Below are 17645 nucleotides of genomic sequence, written 5' to 3' on the forward strand. Positions count from 1 at the left end.
TCAGGATCCGGAATGGGCGAGACCGGCCGGGGGCCGGGGTCGAAGGCGGGCGCGCATGCGTTCGGCCGCGCGGGCCGCGAGCATGGGCGGGGTGAGGAGCGTCGTGCCGCCAGGGGTCACGCGAAACCAGCGGGCGTCTTCGGACGGGTCCTCGCCCACCACGAGGCCCGCCGGGACGATGGCGCCGGGGGCGACGATAGCGCGCGTGAGGCGGGCGCCCGGAGCGACCCGCGCGCCGGGCATGACCAGCGTGTCCTCGAGCACGGTCCAGCGGCCCGGCTGACGCGCCCCGAAGCGCGGGACGGAGAGCGCGATGCCGCCCGTCTCGAAGGCGAGGTCGCAGCTGTCGTCAAGGGGTATGACCTCGTTGCCGGGGAGCAGCGCGCCCAAGGCGCCGCGCTGCAGGCCGAGAGAAGCCTCCCGCAGGTCGTCGAGCGTGTCGATGTCGCGCAGGTGGGTGCCCTGAGGCGGGCTCCAGCGGGCCAGGAGATCCCTGTTGGCCAAGCGGGGCAGGACGTCGTTCCAGATGTCCCCTTGCGCGGCATCCGCCACCTCGCTCAGGAGCCGCCGCTCCAGGACCACGGGACCCGTGCTGGCCAGCGTCGCCGGTGCCCCCTGCGCCATATGCGAAGCCAGCAGCGCCCGGAGGTCGATGGCCTGGACCTGATCGGCGGGAAGGATGACCAGCCGGTCCACGTCGGCCTCGTCCAGGTCGGGCCGAGCCCGCGCCAGCGCGGTCAGGGTATCGGGAGCGTCCTGCATGCGCAGGACGAGCGAAATCCGATCGCCCCAGAGGTCCGCGAGATGCCGGGACAGGAGTCCCGGACGTGGGCCGAGCAGTCCGAGCAACCGTGGCAGCCCTGCCTCGACGGCGCTGGCCACGGCGAAATCCGCGAGCCGCCGGCCTGCGATGGGCAGGGCCGGCTTGGCCTCGATGGCCGAGAGCTCGTGCAGGCGCGTGGCCTCGCCCCCGGCCAGCAAGACGGCCCATGTCCGCGACAGGTCAGGCAGGTCGGTTCGGGACACGCAGGGGGCTCCGGCCAGGAAGGCTATCCTGCCTCAACCGCACGATTTCAGCCCGGTTCCCTGTCCGACGTGAAACCTTTTCGACATTTGCCCCAGTCAAGGGCAATTGCTCCCCCTGCGGACCGTCCGTCATTCGGCCGCACGGGCGGCCCCGTTCGAAGTCCAGTCGAGCCGGACGGCCTCATCCTCCACGCCGAAGGCGAAGCGCAGGGTGAGCCGACCTTCGGGCCCTTCGCGGATGAGATCCCAGCCAGTCTCGCCGGGCTCGGCTCGGGTGCTGGCCTTGTTCAGGAAAGCATTCCGCTCGGCCCGGAGCCGGAGGAGGTCGCGGGTCAGGCGGTCCTTGCGATGGGCGAAGTCGCCGGGCTCGGGGCAGCCCAGGCGATCCCAATCCACTGCGAGGCGGTTGTCGGGATCGGTGAGATGATGCAGGGGCCCTTCGGCCCCCTGATAGAAGTCGGGGATGCCGGGCATCACGCCCTTGAGCGCAAGCTGCGCGAGCGACAGTTCGTCGGCACGGGCGATCAGCTCGGGCGCGCCAGGGGGCAGGCCCCGACTCCAGGCACGGACCAGCGCCCGGGCATAATCCTCGGGTCGCTGCTCGGCCTCCTCGCGCGGGTGGGTCCAGTTGGTGACCTCGCGAGCCTCGCGCATGGCTTTCTCAAGGTGGTTGGCCAGCCGGTCCTCCAATCCCTCGCGCCCGTCCTCCCAGAGCGCCAGAAGGCTCTGGACGATGTACCACCGGGTGCCGGCGGGCACCTTTTCCGCGCCGTCCACGGTCTTGGACGCGTCCCAGACCCGGGCGAAAGCGTCGGGGAGATGCGTCATGGCGACGAGCCGCATCCGCGCGTCCTCGGCGCGCTTGGTGTCGTGCGAGGAGGTCAGTGTCAGGTCGCGACCCGTGCGCTCCCTGCACCACGCGGCGAAGCGGTCGGGTGTCCAGACCGGATCGCCCGGCTCTCCGCCCACCTCGCAATGGGCAAGGCAGCGGATGAAGCGGAAGAAGGCGGTGTCCTCCTGCGACTTGGCCATCAGCGCGCCCGTGACCTGCTGGAACCGGGTGCGCAGACGGATGGCCTCGGCGGTTCCGCCGTCACGGATGGCCGAAGCCACGAAGCGCAGCGCCATGTCGCTGACGAGACCCTGGGCTGCGCGGTCGGCGCAGGCCTCCAGGAGCGCCACGTCCTCCTGGCGTCGCGCCGGGTCGTCTGTCTCGAGATAGGTGCGGTAGCGCGGCATCTGCACGAGCAGCGCCAGGACCGCCTCGCGCAGGGCCTCTTCGCCGGCCTCGATCTCGCCCGAGGCCCCGGCGGCAGCCATGGCGAGGTTCTTCAATTGCGCGAGCTCGGCCGCGAGGTCCTGACGGATTACTTGCGCCTTGGCCTCGGCCAGGACCTGGGGCCAGTCCCGCGTCTCGCCGGTCTCCTGCCGCCACAGGGCATCGATCTTTGCCAACCCCTCGGGGTCAGTCAGCACGCGCGCCATGGCGGCGCAAGCCTCGTAGCCGGTGGTGCCCTCGATGGGCCAGTCGGGCAGGCGCTCGTCACCCACGAGGATCTTCTCGATCCAGATCGGGCACGGCCCCGCCGCCTCGCGCAGGCGCCGGAGATAGGCGCCGGGATCGGCCAGGCCGTCCACGTGGTCGACGCGGAGGCCCTGCACCCAGCCCTCGTGCAGCAGCTCCAGCGCGAGGGCATGGGTGTCGTCGAAGACCTGGGGGTCCTCCACGCGCATGCCGATGAGGCCGGTGACGTTGAAGAAGCGCCGGTGCGTGACGCCGTCGCGCTCCAGCTCCCAATGCGCGAGCCGCCAGGCCTGTCGGGCGTGGAGCGCGCGAAGCGCCTCGGGGTCGCCGGCCCGTTCCTCCTCGGTCAGGGGATGCGGGGTGAGCGGGATCTCCAGGTCGCCGGCGCAGAGGACCGGGCCGGTCTCCCCCTCCTTGGCCGCGATGCGGCCCGACTCCAGCATCGCCTCGAAGGGTTCGGGCAGGAACGGGAGCACAAGGCGGCCCGCATCCCAGTCGATGTCGAAGTGCCGCGCCCAGCGCGATCTCTCGCCGTGGCGCAGGACGTCGAGCAGCCAAGGGTTCCGGAGATTGAAGGCGGTGTGGTTGGGAACGATGTCGATGATGATCCCCAGCCCGTGATCGCGGGCGGCGCGGGCCAGCGCCTCGAAGCCTTCGCGTCCGCCCAGGGCTGGATCGATCTCGCTCGGGTCCGTCACGTCATAGCCGTGGGTCGAGCCGGCCGTCGCCGTGAAGATGGGAGACAGGTAGAGGTGCGTGGTCCCCAGGTCGCGGATCGGGCCCAGCCGGTCGATGGCCCTTTCGAAGGTCATCCCTTCGCGCAGTTGCAGGCGGTAGGTGGCGCGCGGCAGGGTCATGGATGGCTCACCGTCAGGAGGAAGGCATAGGGGTCGCGGGCGATGTCCCCCAAGGCGAAGTCGTTGGCCGGGAGAAGCGCGGGCGGGTCGTCGGGCGGAGCGCCAAGATTGACATGCGCGGTCAGCGTGCCCGCCTCGAACGGCCAAGCGGCCGAGAGCGAGAACCGGCCCTGCCGCACGACCTGCGCCGGGCCGGCGCGACCGGACCGGAACAGCGGCACTATCCGCTCGTGCCGCAGCGCGAGGAGGCGGCGGGTCAGCTCGCGCCAGTGGCGGGCGTGCTCGCTGCCGCTGGCCGTGAAGGGCCGCGAGGCCTCCATCGTGGCGGGATCGTTGGCGTCGGGAAAGTCCGTCCGGCCGAACATCCGGCCGAACTGCTTCTCGCGTCCTTCCGTGACCTTGCGCGCCAGATCGTCGGACACGTCGCAGAAGTAGTGGAAGGGCCCGCGCTCGCCTTCCTCCTCGCCCATCCAGAGCATCGGGACGAAGGGTGCCGCAAGCTGGAGCGCGTGGACGATCTCGATCGCGCGCGGGTCCTCGACCAGCGTGAGGAGCCGCGCGCCGTCGGGGCGGTTGCCGGTCTGGTCGTGGTTCTGCTTGTGGACGACGAAGGCGGTCCAGGAAAGGCCATATGCGGGCAGGCCCGGCTCGGGCGGCGGGACCTCGGAGGCCTCCCAGGCGAAGCCGTGGCCGAGCAGTCGCTCGAGCCGGCCCATCGGATCGTTCGCGAAGTCGGCGAGATAGTCGCCCGTCTCGCCGGTCAGGAGCGTGTGGATCGCGTGGTGGAAGTCGTCGTCCCAGACGGCGGTGAGCAGGCCGTCCCGGATCAGCCAGGGGTCGTTGCGGGGGTCCTCGGCAATCAGGTGGATAGGCCGGCCGAAATCCCGGGCGCGGACGGCGCGGGCGATCTCCACCAGCAGCTCGGGGTTCGAGCGGGGGTCGCGGATCTCGTGGATGGCGTCGAAGCGCAAGCCGTCGAGGCGGTACTCGGTGATCCAGCCCAGGACGAGGTCGGTGAAGAAGCTTCGCACCGCCGGTTCGTGGAAGGCGATGCCGGTGCCCCAAGGCGTGGCGTTGTCCGGGTCGAAGAACCGGGGCGCGACCCGCTCCAGATCCGATCCTTCGGGCGAGAAATGGTTCAGGACGATGTCGAGGATCACCATGATCCCATGGGCCTGCGCGGCCTCGACGAAGCGCTTCATCTCATCGGGCGTGCCGTAGGCCGGATGCGGCGCGGCCAGGAGCGCGCCGTCGTAACCCCAGCCACGGGTTCCGGGACCGTGGGCGACCGGCATGATCTCCAGCGCCGTGATGCCGAGTCCGGCCAGTTCCGGGAGGCGGCGCATCGCCCCGGCGAACGTGCCCTCGGAGGTGAAGGTGCCGAGGTGCAGTTCGTAGAGCACGGCTTCGTCCCAGGGCCGGCCGCGCCATTCAGAGGTCCAGGCGTGGCGGCGCGGGTCGACGAGGCGCGAGGGACCGAGGGGGTCCATCCCCGCCTGGGCCCGCGCGACGGGATCGGGCGTCGCATGGCCGTCGACGACGAACTCATAGGAGGCGGCGGCCCGTTCCCTCCGCGTCAGGTGCCAGAACCCGTCGGCGTCCCGGACCATGGGCTCTCGCGTGCCACCGAGATCGAGTTGGACCTCCCGCGCCTCGGGCGCCCAGAGCGCGAAGCGCCAGGAGCCACCGTCGAGCGGCTCGGCCCCCCAGAGCTTGGGATGGTGGAACGCATGAGGCGCCACGGGACTTTCGCACCGCATGTCGGTCGGCTGTCCATCGGGCATCCCGCAACTCCCTGATCCCCCCGAGCGGCCCGGCCGCCCATGCCCCCTCGGAACCACCACGGACCCCGGCGGTTCCGTCACGAGGAGGCCCCGCCCGTCAGGGCGGCGCCGTCCGGACGGCCGATCGGGTCCCCTGCCCCGCGACGCGCCTTCGCGCGCGCCCGTCGGGGCCGGGCGGCGTTGGAGCTTGGCGATGGAACGAACCCGGCCCTCCTGCGGTCGGGCGCGGGCCGGACGGCCTCCGGAACCGAGCGATCCTTCTGGCGTTGGGGCGCCGAGCGCGACAAGCGCGCCCAGGCTCGATGCGAGCCGGACCATCAACGAATCCAGAATCTAGGGAGAACGCTCGTGAAAAAGCTCTTGCTGTCTACCGCCCTCTTCGGCGTGGTGGGCCTCCCCGCTCTCGCCCAGGACCAGACGACCACGGCCCCCGAAACCGCCCAGGATCCCGCGACGATGCAGGATCCGGCCATGGCCCAGACGCAGCAGGTGTTCCGTGAGGCCCCCGAGGCGCTCGAGATGCGCGCCTCCAGCTTCATGGGGATGAACATCTATGCCACAGAGACGCCGATCGAGGCCGACGAATATGCCGGCCTGCAGCAGGATTGGGAAAGCGTCGGGGACGTCGGCGACCTGATCCTGTCCCGCGACGGGCAGGTCCAGGCGGTCATCGTCGACGTGGGCGGCTTCCTCGGGATCGGCGCCCGCGAGGTCGCGATCCGGATGGCTGACATCCGCATGGTGTCCGACAGCGCAACGGCCGAGGAGGTCGACGACTTCTTCCTCGTCGTGAACGCCACGCGCGAGCAGTTCGAGAACGCGCCCGAGTATCCGGGGGTGCAGAACGCGCAGGCCACGAGTGAGGAACTGGCCCAACAGACCGGCGAGACCATCGACGAAGGCGCTTCCAGCATGGCGGCGGCGGGTGCCGCGGCCGGAGCCGCCGCCGGCGCGGCGGTCGGCACGGCCGTCGAAGGAGCCGAGAACGCCGGCGAGCAGATCGCCGACACCACGGGTGACGCCGCCACGGCGGCCGGCGAGACCGTCGAGCAGACGGGCGAGGCCATGACCGAAACCGAGATGGAGGTCGAGCAGACGGCCCAGGCCGCGACCGACGAAGCGGCCGGCGGCACCGCCACGACCGACGAGACCACGGCGACCGGCGAGCAGATGGCCACTACCGAAGGTGACGTCACAACCGTCGAGGGCGGGACCACGACGATCACCGAGGTCACGCCCGAGCAGACCGCCACCGCGGAAGGCACGACCGAGGAGGTGACCAACACCGAGCAGACCTCGGCCGAAGCCCGCACCCCCGTCGAGCGCGAAGGCTTCGTCGTCGCTCCCGCCGAGGACCTGACCGCCGATCGGCTCCAGGGTGCCGCGGTCTATGACGTCAACGACGAACGCATCGGCGAAGTGGGCGACATCGTCCTGAGCGCGGATGGTCAGGTCCAGGATCTCGTCGTGGATATCGGCGGCTTCCTCGGCATCGGCGAGAAGCCGGTGGCGCTGGGCATGAACTCGGTCGACATCCTCCGCCAGGACGGCGGCGAGGAGATCCGGGTCTACGTGTCGCAGACCCAGGAGGAGCTTGAAGCGCTGCCGAACTACGAGGCCCAGTGACTTCGTCGAGCCTGACCGAGGGGGTCCGCGCCTTGCGCGGGCCCCCTTGTCCTGCGGCTCACTCTGGCGGAACCGTCACGGAGAGCGGGAGTTGCTCGCTTGACGGGTCGACCCGCCCCGCGAAAAGGCGCAGCATGAGTCCCATCGCGGTTCAGGTCGCCCGAACCACGACGTGCCCTGTGTGACGGAGGAGCGACGCCGGTGGGACGCGCCCTTGCCGCCTTCTGGTACATCTGGGACGTGATGGACCGGCTGAACCTCAGCCTGATCGCGGCGGGCGTCGGCTTCTTCGCCATGCTGTCGCTCTTTCCCGCCTTGGCCGCGATCGTGCTGATCTGGAGCTGGATCGCCGATCCCGCGCAGATCAACGCGCTCCTGGACATCGCGGCCGAGGTCGTGCCCCCGGAGGTGCATGGCGCCATCATGAACCGGCTGGCCGGCGTCATCAACGCCGGCAGCAGCGGCGGAATCGGAACGGCGACCTTCGTCTCGCTTCTGGTGGCGCTCTGGTCGGCGAGGGCCGGGGTGTCGGCGCTGATCCGGGGGCTTAACGCCGCCTACGACATCGGCCACCGGCAGAGCATCCTGCGCCGCTACATGGCCGATATCGGCGTGACGCTGGCGCTGTGCGGGCTCACCTTCGTGGCCATCGCCCTGGTGGTGATCGCCCCCATCGTCATCACCATCCTGCCGCTCGGCCCTTGGGTCAGCATCGCGGCCGAGATCACGCGCTGGATCGTGGCCATCGGCGTCATCATGGTCACGCTGGGAATCGTCTACCGCTATGGTCCGAACCGGCGCGGGCATCGGCCGAAATGGATCACGCCCGGCGCCGTCGTGGCCACCGTGCTCTGGATGGTGATGTCGGTCGCCTTTGGCGTCTACCTGCGCAACTTCGCTCATTACAACGAGGTCTACGGCTCGCTCGGGGCGGCCGTGGCGCTGCTGATGTGGTTCTACCTGTCGGCCTATGTGGTGCTGATGGGCGGCTGCCTGAACGCCGCTATCGAAGCGGGCGGCGCGGAACGGCTCCAGCACGACCTTGCCGTGCAGGAAGCGCGCGAGGTGCAGGCGCGGGCGGGCTGACGGCTCAGGCCGCCGCGCGCAGGCGCTCCGCGAGGAGGCCATGGACGAAGCCCAGCTTCCTCACCACGCCCGGCGCGATCACGAAGGGATAAAGATCGGGCTGGCCCAGCGCCCGGCTCATCGCATTCATGGCCACCGACAGCCGACCCCAAGCCTCGACGAGCGGCTCGACAGGGCCCGGCGCAAAGGGATCGGGGCCGCCGGACAGTTCATGGGCCTGCGCCGTCTCCAGCCCGTCCGTCATATGGAGCCAGTGCGCGAAGGTCTCGGCGAAGTCCTCCCAGGGATGCGCGGTGGCGTAGGCCGATACATGCGTGTCCTCCCATCGCTCCGGCGCGCCCTCGGCATAATGACGCTTCAGGGCCTCCCCGTAGTCCTGGTCCGGGTTGCCGAAGAGCGCATCGAAGGCGGCGCGGCGCCCGCCCTCCTCCACCAGCACGTCGAAGTAGAAATGACCCACCTCGTGGCGGCAGTGGCCCAAAAGTGTGCGGTAGCGCTCGCCCATCCCCAACCGCATGGCCTCGCGCCGGTCGTCGTCCGCCTCGGCCACGTTGAGCGTGACCTGCCCGTTGTCGTGGCCCGTCAGCACCTGCTCCACCGTTCCGTCGGAGCGGGTCTCGTCGGCGAGGAGACGGAAGGTCAGCCGGTTCCCCGCCCGCGACACCAGTGGCAGGTCGAGCCGCAGGAGCATGTAGGCCAGGCGCCGCTTGGCCTCCTCGATCCGGCGCCAGCGAAGGAGGTTGCCCGGCACCGACAGGTCCGGGATCACCGTGGTCATGGCGCAGGAGGCGCAGAGCGCGCCCTCGGCCGCCGCGAGCCAGTTGCAGTCGATCGACTCGCGGTTGGCGCAGGGCGTGCGTCCCCGGACGGTCACAAGCGCGAGGGCCTGGGGATCGTAGGCGACCTCCGTCCCGCAGCGAAGGCAGGACAGGTTGCCGAAGAACAGGTCGGCCTGGCAGGTGGGGCAGGCAAAGCGTCGCATGCTGTCCTCGTCGTGGGGGCGTGCCGAGGGCGTGCCTCGGCGGCGTCAAACGTCCCTCGGCCTAACGGGTTCCGCCCCGGGCGCGGCAGGGGTTGCATGTGACACCACGCCGTGACCCCTCGCCTGCGGAACTTGGCCTCTGCCCGCGCGTTTCGACGTCAATCCGTCATGGACCGTCTTTCCCCTCAGCCGCCGGAGGTTTCCGTGCCCGCTCTCCTTTCGTTCCTTTTTGCCCGCTTGGCCGATCTCCTCTCCCCGTCCGGGACCCGGCCCGATCTGGTTCCGATCCCGATCAGCCGCGAGGACCGCAATGGCGTTCGCCGCGATAACCGACACTGACGCGGCACGGCCGCCGACGTTGGGATTGTACGCGATGAACCCGCTGACCACCGTTCTGGCCATGCTTGCGGCCACGGTGGCGACCGGACCGTTCCTCGTCGCCGCCTTCGCGCTCGGGCTCTACGGATGGCCGAGCGTCCTCATTGCCCTTGGGTTGGGCGGCTTTGCGGCCCTTGCCCTAGCTTGGCGAATCGAGGCCGAGATCAAGCGTCAGGATCCGGCCTGGGACGAACGGCGCGACTGTGCGCGGCCTTTCGCGCCCGTGCGGACGCGCGTGGACGACCGGCGCGACCGTTTCGATCCCCGCCACCATTGGCGCCGTTGAGCCCCTGATCATTGCCCGGCGTGCCCGCCCTGCCGGGGAACCGCCGGGCACAGCGTGCGTTTGGCCCCCGTCACGACCCTCTCACGACCCTGCGACCCGCCGCGGATGCGGTGACGCGTCGCCGCCGACCCATCCGGGACAGGCCAGGGACCGGCGGACCGGGTCGAACCCACAAGGAGATCCCGATGAGCGACACCAGCATGAGCGACTCGACCACCGGCCAAGGCTCTCAAGGCACCTCGACGACCGGGCTTTCGGGGTCGGGAAGCGACACGATGCAGCAGGTGAAGTCCAAGGCCATGGACGCTGTCTCGCGCGGCACCGAGGCGGCGCGCAGCCAAGCGATGAGCCAGGCCGAGACCGCCAAGGACGCGCTGGCCGACACGGGCGAGCGGCTGGCCCAGTCGCTCCGCAGCGCCGTGGACGGCGGTGACGACTCGATCCAGGCGCGCCTCATGGCCGCGGCCGCCGACAGCGTGTCGGAATGGTCGGACCAGCTTCGCGGGCGCAACTTCCAGGACCTGCTGCGGCAGACCGAGTCCTTCGCGCGCCGCAATCCCGGTGCCTTCGTCGCAGCGGCGGCGCTGGCGGGCTTCGCGCTGGCGCGCTTCGCCCGTGCGTCCTCCTCGTCCGGGTCGTCCTCCTACGGCAGCAGCCAAGACTCCTACGGCGGTGCCTATGGGATGGAATCGGGCGCGACGGGCGGCCAGTCCTACGGCTCCTATGGCAGCTCCGGCAGCATGGGCGGCACGATGGGCTCCGGCGGCCAGTCCTACGGAGGTTCGGGGATGGGCGGGGCCTCGGGCTTCGGCAGCTCCACCCGGATGGGCGGCATGGAGAGCAGTGGCATGGGCGCCACCGGCGACATGGGCGGCTCCTCGGGCTCGGGTCTGGGCTCGGGCGGCAGCTACGCCGGGGCGGGCTCCTACGGCGTGGGAACCGGGGCGGGCTACGCCGCGGGACGTCCCGGCGTGAGCACCACCGGAATGAGCACCCATGACGACGATGGCGACGAGGCAGGCTCGATTGCCGACGATGGCCTGGGCGGCGGCTCGGCTTCGGGCGGCACCGGAAGCGCCACCCCGTTCTCGTCGGGCGACTCGTCCAGCACCGACCGGAACAGGTAGGTCGCGATGAGCTTCGACCCCGACTCCCGTCCGACGGGCTCGCTCCTTAGCGATGCGGTGAACCAGCTCACCCGCCTCGTGCGGGGCGAAGTCGCGCTCGCGAAGGCCGAGGTGGCCCAGAATATCAAGAGCGCCGGCTTGGGCGTCGGCCTCCTCGCGGGGGCCGCCATCCTCGTGCTGGTGGCGCTGAACGTGCTGGCGGCCGCCCTGGTGGCTGCCTTGGCCGAGTGGCTCGGCCCGGGCTGGGCCGCGCTGCTGGTCGGCGTGGTCATCCTGGTCGTGGCCCTGATCTTGGCGCTGCGAGGCCTCAACGCCCTCAAACCCGAAAACCTGATGCCGAGCCGCACGGTCCACAGCGTGCAGGCCGATGCTCAAACCATCAAGGAGACCGTTGCAAATGGCAACCACAAGCACTGACCCGCGCGACATCGAGGCCGACCTCGAGCGCGAGCGCGCGGCGCTGGCCAGCACGCTCGATACGCTCTCGGATCGCGTCTCGGTGGACAATCTCGCGAAGGAGGCGCTCGGCATGCTGAAAAGCCATGCCGGGAGCGCCACCCACACGATCGACCACGCCGTCCGGGCCAACCCGCTGGCGGTGGCCCTGATCGGGGCGGGGATTGCCTGGATGTTCGTCGGTCCCAAGGTCATGGGCGGCTCGTCCAAGGGGTCCAGCCAAGGATCCGGCTACGGCGCGACGACGGGCTCGACCTCGTCGCAGCCCTACGTCACGCGCGCCTATGGCGGCAGCCTCCAGCATGACGACGACGCCTGGGCCGGCTCGGGCGCGGGACGCACGGATTATGGCCGCGTGGGCTACGTGCCGTCCGACGAGGACGATGACCACGCGTGGTCGCGCGAGGCCACGGGCCTGCGGGCCCGCGCCTCGGCGGCGCTGCGCCGGATCGAGGAAGAGGCGAAGTCCTACTACGACAGCCTTCGCAATGCCCTGCCCGGCAGTTCCTCGTCCGACCAGCCGCGCGACTTCGACGCCGAGCGGCAGTCGGTGCTGTCGAGCTTCACGAGTGACCTGCGCTCGCGGCTGTCCATGGGGCTCGACAACCTTCCCGAAGGCTCGCGCCAGCAGATCATCGCCGCGCGCGAACAGGCCTATCGGGCCATGCTGCAGGCCGAGCAGACGGGCCGCGACGTGATCCGGGATCCGGGCCGCGCGATGGAGGAGCACCCGCTGGTCGCGGGCGCCGTGGCCTTCGCGCTGGGTGCGGCAGTGGCGGCGATGCTGCCTTCGACCGATGCCGAGAACCGCGCCTTCGGCGCCGAGCGCGACCGTCTGATGAACGATGCCGCGCGCCTGCTGCGCGAGGAGCGTGGCCGGATGTCCCAGATCGCGGGCTCTCTGGGCCAAGAGGTGCGGGCCGTGGCGCAGGAGACGGTGGAGGCCGTGACCGACACCGTGACCCACAAGGTGCAGGATGCCGCCGGTCGCGTGACCGAGCGCGCCTCCGAGGAGTTCAAGACGGCGCACGGCGGCTCGGGCTCGTCGGGGGCGGGCGCCATGGGCGGAACCGGCACAGCCGGCTCGGGCTCGATGGGTTCGGGCACTTCCGCCACGGGTCGCGGACCGGGCGATCCGGTCATCGGCTGACGACTGACCCACGGCAAGGACAGGCGACGGCCCGGGTTACCGCCCGGGCCGTCTGCCTTCGCGGATCAGACCATCGCCTCGGGAACGCCAGGAAGCGGGCGACCGAACCGCTCGGCCGCGGCACGGTCATAAGGCAGCAGGAAGCCGTCGCGCCGCTCGGGCGGCAGCCGGGCGTTGTGCAGCGCCAGGGAGCGCCACATGGCGACGGCCTGCCCCGGATCGAGAAGACGTGGATCGGGCTCGACGGGCAGCCAATGGGACATCACCCGCTCGCGCAAGCGTGCGACCTGGTCCACTTCGGTGAGCAGGAAGCCCGCTTCGGTGTCCCATCGCAACGACCGGCCGTTCAGGTTGGCCGAGGAGACGATTGCCGCGTCGTCGAAGATCGAGACCTTGGCGTGAATGTAGACGAGCGGCGCCCCCCGGAGCCGGTCACGGCACAGGGCCAGTTCGGGGGCCACCGGCTCGTCCTCTCCCGAGTAGACCTCGGGCCCGTCCTTGCCTTCAGGACCCGCCGCCTCAGGACCCGCGCGGCTTGGAGCGGGATCAATGCGAGGCTGCGCAGGGGCACCGACGAAGAGCCGCGGCCCGAAGGCCTCCTTCAGAATGCGCAGGCAGCGCGCCTGCAGGTACTCGCCGTAGCGCGTGTCGAGCCCCCAGACGCGGCCGAAGGCCACCTCCTCGGGCGCGGCAGGCAGGATCAGGATCAGGCTCAGCCCGGGCTTCTCGCGCGCTGCGCGGGCCAGACTGCGTGCAAGTCCGGTGTCACGGAAGAACTGCGTCTCCAAGTAGATCAGCCGCTGGGCGCGGCCGGCCAGCATCTCGTGGGCGTCCAGGATCTCGTGTCGCACCGACTCGGGCCAGAAGCCGCCCCAAGAAGCGGTGCGCGCCCGCGACAGGGTCCGCAGGAGCCTCCGTTGCGGATGCGGCGGCATCAGGCCGGCGGTGAAGGACCGGAAGCTTTCCAGATGCGCCTGCGCCTCGGCCACCACCGGCCCCTCGACCATGAGTTGGAGATCCTGCCAGGTCTCCTCGCCGGGGCGGTCGTGCCTGGGAGTGTCCCAACGCCTCTCGTCGAGGTCAAGCCCGCCGATGTAGAGCCGCCGCCGGTCGAAGACTGCGAGCTTCTGGTGATGCGTCGCGGGATGAAGTCGTGGCAGGCGCCAGGGCCGGGCCTGGACCCGCCCTCTGCCGTCCAGGAACAGGAGATCCGCAAGCCCCGGCATGTCGCGCAGAGCCGCGCGGCGCTGGGCCGGATCGCGGGCATTGAGCCAGCGCGCGGTGCGCGACAGGCTGAGGGCGACCTGCGGCCAGAGCACCAGACGCGGCAGGACACCCGTCACCGCCGGATGCAGGGCCGCGCGCACGCGCAGCCGCTCGCCGGCTCCGGCCGCCTCTCCGGCCGCAAGGAGACGACGCAACGCGGCCCAAGTCCCGCGATGGAGCGATGGCCGCGCCACGGGATCGAAATCCGTGATGGTCAGGTCGATCGTCACCCCGCGCCGGAGCGTGTGGACGATGAGGTCGAACCAGGTCTCGCCCACGGTGCAGGCCTCGGGGCTGTGCAGGCGGGTCCGCAGGTCGAAGATGCGGAACGAGCCCCAGATCTCCGTCCGCGCCTCCAGCACGGCACGCTCGAACGCCGGATAGGCCTCCGCCGCCGTCAGGAGGATTTGCGTGGTGGTGCGCTCGCGCACCAGCCCGGTCACGTGCTGCATGATCCCGCTCGGTCCGTCGGAACGGGAACGGCGCAAGGGGCGCCGCGGTTCCGCTCAGGCACCGTGGCGGTTCTCCGCCCTGGCGAGGGGGTTGAGTTCGAAGGCCACGCGCAGGAGGTAGCGGCCGTCGGCCTGCCGGGTTTCCAGCTCGCCGCCGAGCTGGCTGGCGAAGGCTCCGACGAGCTGCTGCCCCAGGCCGGTCCCTTCGGGCTCGGCCGCCGCCTCGCCTTCTGAGGCGGTGTTCACGATGACGAGCTCCGCCCGGTTGCCGGGGAGGGGCGCGAAGCGCAGCTCCAGTCGGGGCGAGGACGCTCCGGGCGCCGGCTCGGCATACTTGATGGCATTGGTGAGCGCCTCGGTCAGGAGCAATGACAGGGGAACCGCCTGGTCGGGCGTCAGGGGGATCGGCGCGAAGTCGTGGTCGATGTGGAAGGCCCGGCCCGGGGCCGAGGCCATGCCGATGATCTGCCGCGTGATGTCGCCCAGCAGCTCGTCGGCGCGCACGTCCGTCAGGCCCGAGGTCTGGTAGAGTTCCTTGTGCACGGTCGCGAGGCTCATGACCCGCTCCTGGAGGCCGCGCATGAGCGCCTTGGTCTCGGGCGAGCGAGCGCGCCGGCTCTGCATGTTCATGATCGAGGCAATGAGCTGGAGGTTGTTCTTCACCCGGTGATGCACCTCGCGCAGGAGCACCTCGCGCTGGTGGACGGTGTCCTCCAGTTCGGCCTCGTCGCGCAGGATGGTCTCGGTCATGCGCAGGAAGGCCTGCCCCACGTCCCGGATCTCGGCCGGGGCGCCCTCCATATCGAGTCCCCCCACCACCCGGTTGCCCGAGGCGAAGGCACCGATGGCCCGGCCTAGGCGGCGGATGTGGCGGCTCACCAGCCGCTCGGCCGCGATCCAGGCCACGATCAGGCTGCCCGCCCACATCAGCGCCGAAACCAGGAAGGGCGTGACGAGCGACACCGGGCCGAGGCCGACCGCCTCGCGCGCGGGGACCGAGCCCAGGACGTAGAGTTGGCCCTCCACCACGGGCACGAGCGCGTAGAACCGCTCCTGCCCGGCAGCCGTGCGGGTCACGAAGCTCGCGAGGCCGTCTCGCGCCCGCTCGGCCAGCGGGACGTCCTGCGGCAACAGATCGGCCGCGTGATCCAGGCCGCCCGACGAGGTCAGGACCATGCCGTCGCGGTTCATCGTCAGGAACGACGGCAGCTCGCGCCGCGCATCCCCCCGGGCCAGCGTGGCGTCGGCCGGGAGCGCGGAATGGGGCAACGCGAGGACGACATAGCCCGAGTAACCGCCACCCAGCCGGGCGATGACGGGATGGATGACCAGCACAACCGAGGTTCGTGCCACGGGGCTGCGAGAATTCACAAGGATCTGGGCGCGGAGGTCGGCCATGATCTCTTGGAACAGCGGATTCCCGGAGTAGTCGTATGCCGCGCCGTCGGAGGCGCAGATCATGCGTCCGTCGGATGGCACGTACCCCACGAAGGAGTACTGCGGGCTCACTCCGGCCAGATGGGACATGACGGCGTCGCAGGTCCGCTCGTCGTCGAGAAGCGGACGCACCGTCCTGGCCAGCGCCGCCGCCGCTCCCTGCGCCTCGCGGATCAGTCCGATCACCGGAGAGCTCACCCGAAGCGTGTCGCCCATGAGCACCGCGGCGCGCTGGTCACGCGCGGCAGCGACCCAGGCGTCCGCCTGCAGGAATGAGATGATGGCCAAGGGCAGGAGCGCCACCGCCAGAAGCGCGGCCAGCCGGAAGCCCAGGCGCTGGGCAACCCTCGATCGCGAGCCCGACAGTTGCCCGCCCGGGGAAGGGCCCGTCCCCATGGGCACGGGTCCGACCGTCACGGGAAGGGCCACCCGCCCCCGGGGCTGCTCATGCGGCGCGCACGCCCGACTTGCCCAGGACCGCCAAGGTGGGCCCGTCCACACCGGACAGGAGTTCCTCGCCCTCCTCGAGGCCCAGCATCTCGGCCAGGCGGGCGCGGGCGCGGTTGGCGCGGCTCTTCACCGTGCCGACCGCGACGCCCATCATGACCGACGCCTCCTCGTAGGCGAAGCCCGAGGCGCCCACCAGGATCAGCACCTCCCGATGCTCCGGGGAAAGCTGGTCGAACGCACGCCGGAAGTCGGCCAGGGCCAGCCGGCCGTCGTGCGAAGGCTTCTCGCAGAGCGCGGCCGCGTAGATGCCTTCGGGGTCGGCCACCTCGCGTCGGGTCTTGCGCTTGTCGGAATAGAAGGTGTTCCGCAGGATCGTGAAGAGCCATGCCCGCAGGTTGGACCCGGGCTGGAACTTGTCAAGATTGGTCCAGGCCTTGACGATGGTATCCTGCACGAGGTCGTCCGCCGCGGCCACATTGCGGGTAAGCGAAATGGCGAAGGCGCGCAGCGCGCCCAAGTGCTCGGGCAGCTCGTCGCGGGGATCGCGGGCGCCGGCCGGCAGCGCGCCTCCGGAAGATCCGGCGAACACGCCGCGCGCCGACGGAGTACCAGGAGTATTGGCCGTGCCGCCCGGACCCCCCGTGACTTGGGAGTCCCTCATTGGCCGACCTCCTTGGACCGCAGGCGCGCGATCAGTTCCTTGAAGCGATCGGGGATCTCTTCGTTCAGCGCCTCCTCATAGACGCGCTTCAGGTTCTCATCAATCTGCTGATGGAGCCTGCTCTTCCCCTTGCTTTCGGCCATTTCCACGTACATGCCCAAGACTGTCCCCGCGTCCTGCCCCTGTAACAACTCGGAACCGAACGCACGAGCGGGACGTTTGGTTCCCAGGGACGACAAGGGGATATTTCATGTCAGTTGATTTCGCTTCCGCCGTCGGAGCCAGCCTGCCGCACCTGCGCCGTTACGCCCGCGCCCTGACCGGCAGCCAGGCAGCGGGGGACGCCCTGGCGGCCCGGACCCTGGAAGCCCTGATCGCCGACCCGGCGGCCCTGGAATGGGCGGAGCCCCGGATCGCCCTGTTCCGCGCATTTCACCGGGTCTGGACCCAGGCCGGCACGCCGCTCGACGAGGCGCAGAGCCGGATCGAGCAGCGCGCGCAGGGTCACATGGCCCGGCTGACCCCCCTCACGCGCGAGGCGCTTCTCCTTCATGCCATCGAGGGCTTCCTGCCGCAGGAGATCGGGGCGGTCATGGAGATTCCGACCGAAACGGCGTCGGACCTGATCGACACGGCGATCCGCGAGATGGAGGAGTCCGTCGCCGGCCGCGTCATGGTGATCGAGGACGAGGCGATCATCGCCATGGACATCTCGGCCATCGTCCGCGAGATGGGACATCGCGTGACCGGCGTCGCCCGCACCCGGGCCGAGGCCGTGCGGCTGGCACGGGACACCACGCCGGACCTCGTGCTGGCCGACATCCAGCTTGCCGACAATTCCTCGGGCATCGATGCGGTCAACGACATCCTGGGCGAGTTCCAGGACCTGCCGGTGATCTTCATCACCGCCTTCCCCGAGCGGCTGCTGACCGGCACCCGGCCCGAGCCCGCCTTTCTCATCACCAAGCCCTATTCCGAGGAGCAGGTTCGCTCGGCGGTGAGCCAGGCGATGTTCTTCGCCTCCACCGAGACCCTGGCGGCCTGATTCGGCCTGGCCGGATTCGGTCAGCCCCTTGGACCGGTCAGGTGGCCGCTG

At 70.5% G+C, this 17645-nt stretch carries 15 protein-coding genes; 7 read left to right on the forward strand and 8 right to left on the reverse strand.

Annotated features, from left to right (window positions below):
* The 3 genes from FHG71_RS08635 to FHG71_RS08645 all read right to left on the reverse strand — a co-directional run bounded on the left by FHG71_RS08635 (window position 1) and on the right by FHG71_RS08645 (window position 5192).
* Complete coding sequence (locus FHG71_RS08635) at window positions 1–1026, reverse strand: sugar phosphate nucleotidyltransferase (protein WP_176559341.1); 1026 nt, start codon at window positions 1024–1026, stop codon at window positions 1–3.
* Between the two features lie 129 nt (window positions 1027–1155).
* Window positions 1156–3408 carry a malto-oligosyltrehalose synthase gene (gene treY, locus FHG71_RS08640; RefSeq protein ID WP_139081227.1) on the reverse strand — a complete coding sequence of 751 codons (2253 nt, stop codon included), beginning with the start codon at window positions 3406–3408 and terminating at the stop codon, window positions 1156–1158.
* Window positions 3405–5192, reverse strand: coding sequence for an alpha-amylase family glycosyl hydrolase (locus FHG71_RS08645; protein WP_246045386.1), 1788 nt, complete (start codon window positions 5190–5192; stop codon window positions 3405–3407). The genes treY and FHG71_RS08645 overlap by 4 nt, the downstream gene beginning before the upstream one ends.
* A 348-nt stretch (window positions 5193–5540) precedes the next feature.
* Here FHG71_RS08645 and FHG71_RS08650 point away from each other — a divergent pair, with 348 nt between their 5' ends.
* Window positions 5541–6818 (forward strand): PRC-barrel domain-containing protein, encoded by a 1278-nt coding sequence (locus FHG71_RS08650; protein WP_139081228.1) that lies wholly within the window; start codon window positions 5541–5543, stop codon window positions 6816–6818.
* A gap of 201 nt (window positions 6819–7019) precedes the next feature.
* Window positions 7020–7904 (forward strand): YihY/virulence factor BrkB family protein, encoded by an 885-nt coding sequence (locus tag FHG71_RS08655; RefSeq protein WP_246045387.1) that lies wholly within the window; start codon window positions 7020–7022, stop codon window positions 7902–7904.
* Between the two features lie 4 nt (window positions 7905–7908).
* On the opposite strand, the gene FHG71_RS08660 is transcribed toward FHG71_RS08655, so the two are convergent.
* Window positions 7909–8886, reverse strand: a complete 978-nt coding sequence (locus FHG71_RS08660) for a zinc-binding metallopeptidase family protein (protein ID WP_139081229.1) — start codon at window positions 8884–8886, stop codon at window positions 7909–7911.
* Between the two features lie 310 nt (window positions 8887–9196).
* On the opposite strand from FHG71_RS08660, the gene FHG71_RS08665 reads away from it, so the two are divergent.
* The 4 genes from FHG71_RS08665 to FHG71_RS08680 all read left to right on the forward strand — a co-directional run bounded on the left by FHG71_RS08665 (window position 9197) and on the right by FHG71_RS08680 (window position 12283).
* On the forward strand, window positions 9197–9550 hold the full coding sequence (locus FHG71_RS08665; RefSeq protein ID WP_139081230.1) for a hypothetical protein: 354 nt from the start codon (window positions 9197–9199) through the stop codon (window positions 9548–9550).
* Window positions 9551–9735: 185 nt separating this feature from the next.
* Window positions 9736–10677 carry a hypothetical protein gene (locus FHG71_RS08670; RefSeq protein WP_139081231.1) on the forward strand — a complete coding sequence of 314 codons (942 nt, stop codon included), beginning with the start codon at window positions 9736–9738 and terminating at the stop codon, window positions 10675–10677.
* Window positions 10678–10683: 6 nt separating this feature from the next.
* On the forward strand, window positions 10684–11094 hold the full coding sequence (locus FHG71_RS08675) for a phage holin family protein (protein ID WP_139081232.1): 411 nt from the start codon (window positions 10684–10686) through the stop codon (window positions 11092–11094).
* Window positions 11075–12283, forward strand: a complete 1209-nt coding sequence (locus tag FHG71_RS08680; protein WP_176559342.1) for a DUF3618 domain-containing protein — start codon at window positions 11075–11077, stop codon at window positions 12281–12283. Before FHG71_RS08675 ends, FHG71_RS08680 begins: the two co-directional genes overlap by 20 nt.
* A 65-nt stretch (window positions 12284–12348) precedes the next feature.
* Here the strand turns inward: FHG71_RS08680 and FHG71_RS08685 are convergent, their stop codons facing one another.
* From FHG71_RS08685 to FHG71_RS08700, 4 genes are read right to left on the reverse strand one after another with little or no spacing between them, the layout of a single operon-like run.
* On the reverse strand, window positions 12349–14001 hold the full coding sequence (locus FHG71_RS08685; RefSeq protein WP_139081234.1) for a phospholipase D family protein: 1653 nt from the start codon (window positions 13999–14001) through the stop codon (window positions 12349–12351).
* A gap of 54 nt (window positions 14002–14055) precedes the next feature.
* Window positions 14056–15855, reverse strand: coding sequence for a sensor histidine kinase (locus FHG71_RS08690; RefSeq protein ID WP_139081235.1), 1800 nt, complete (start codon window positions 15853–15855; stop codon window positions 14056–14058).
* 28 nt (window positions 15856–15883) lie between these two features.
* On the reverse strand, window positions 15884–16549 hold the full coding sequence (locus tag FHG71_RS08695; RefSeq protein WP_139081236.1) for an RNA polymerase sigma factor: 666 nt from the start codon (window positions 16547–16549) through the stop codon (window positions 15884–15886).
* Window positions 16546–16704: a NepR family anti-sigma factor gene (locus FHG71_RS08700; RefSeq protein WP_246045388.1), complete on the reverse strand. Its 159-nt coding sequence runs from the start codon at window positions 16702–16704 to the stop codon at window positions 16546–16548. The genes FHG71_RS08695 and FHG71_RS08700 overlap by 4 nt, the downstream gene beginning before the upstream one ends.
* Before the next feature lie 95 nt (window positions 16705–16799).
* Here FHG71_RS08700 and FHG71_RS08705 point away from each other — a divergent pair, with 95 nt between their 5' ends.
* Window positions 16800–17594, forward strand: a complete 795-nt coding sequence (locus FHG71_RS08705) for a response regulator (RefSeq protein ID WP_139081237.1) — start codon at window positions 16800–16802, stop codon at window positions 17592–17594.
* Window positions 17595–17645: the final 51 nt, after the last annotated feature.

It is taken from the genome of Rubellimicrobium roseum, assembly GCF_006152145.1.
Taxonomy (GTDB): Bacteria; Pseudomonadota; Alphaproteobacteria; order Rhodobacterales; family Rhodobacteraceae; genus Rubellimicrobium; species Rubellimicrobium roseum.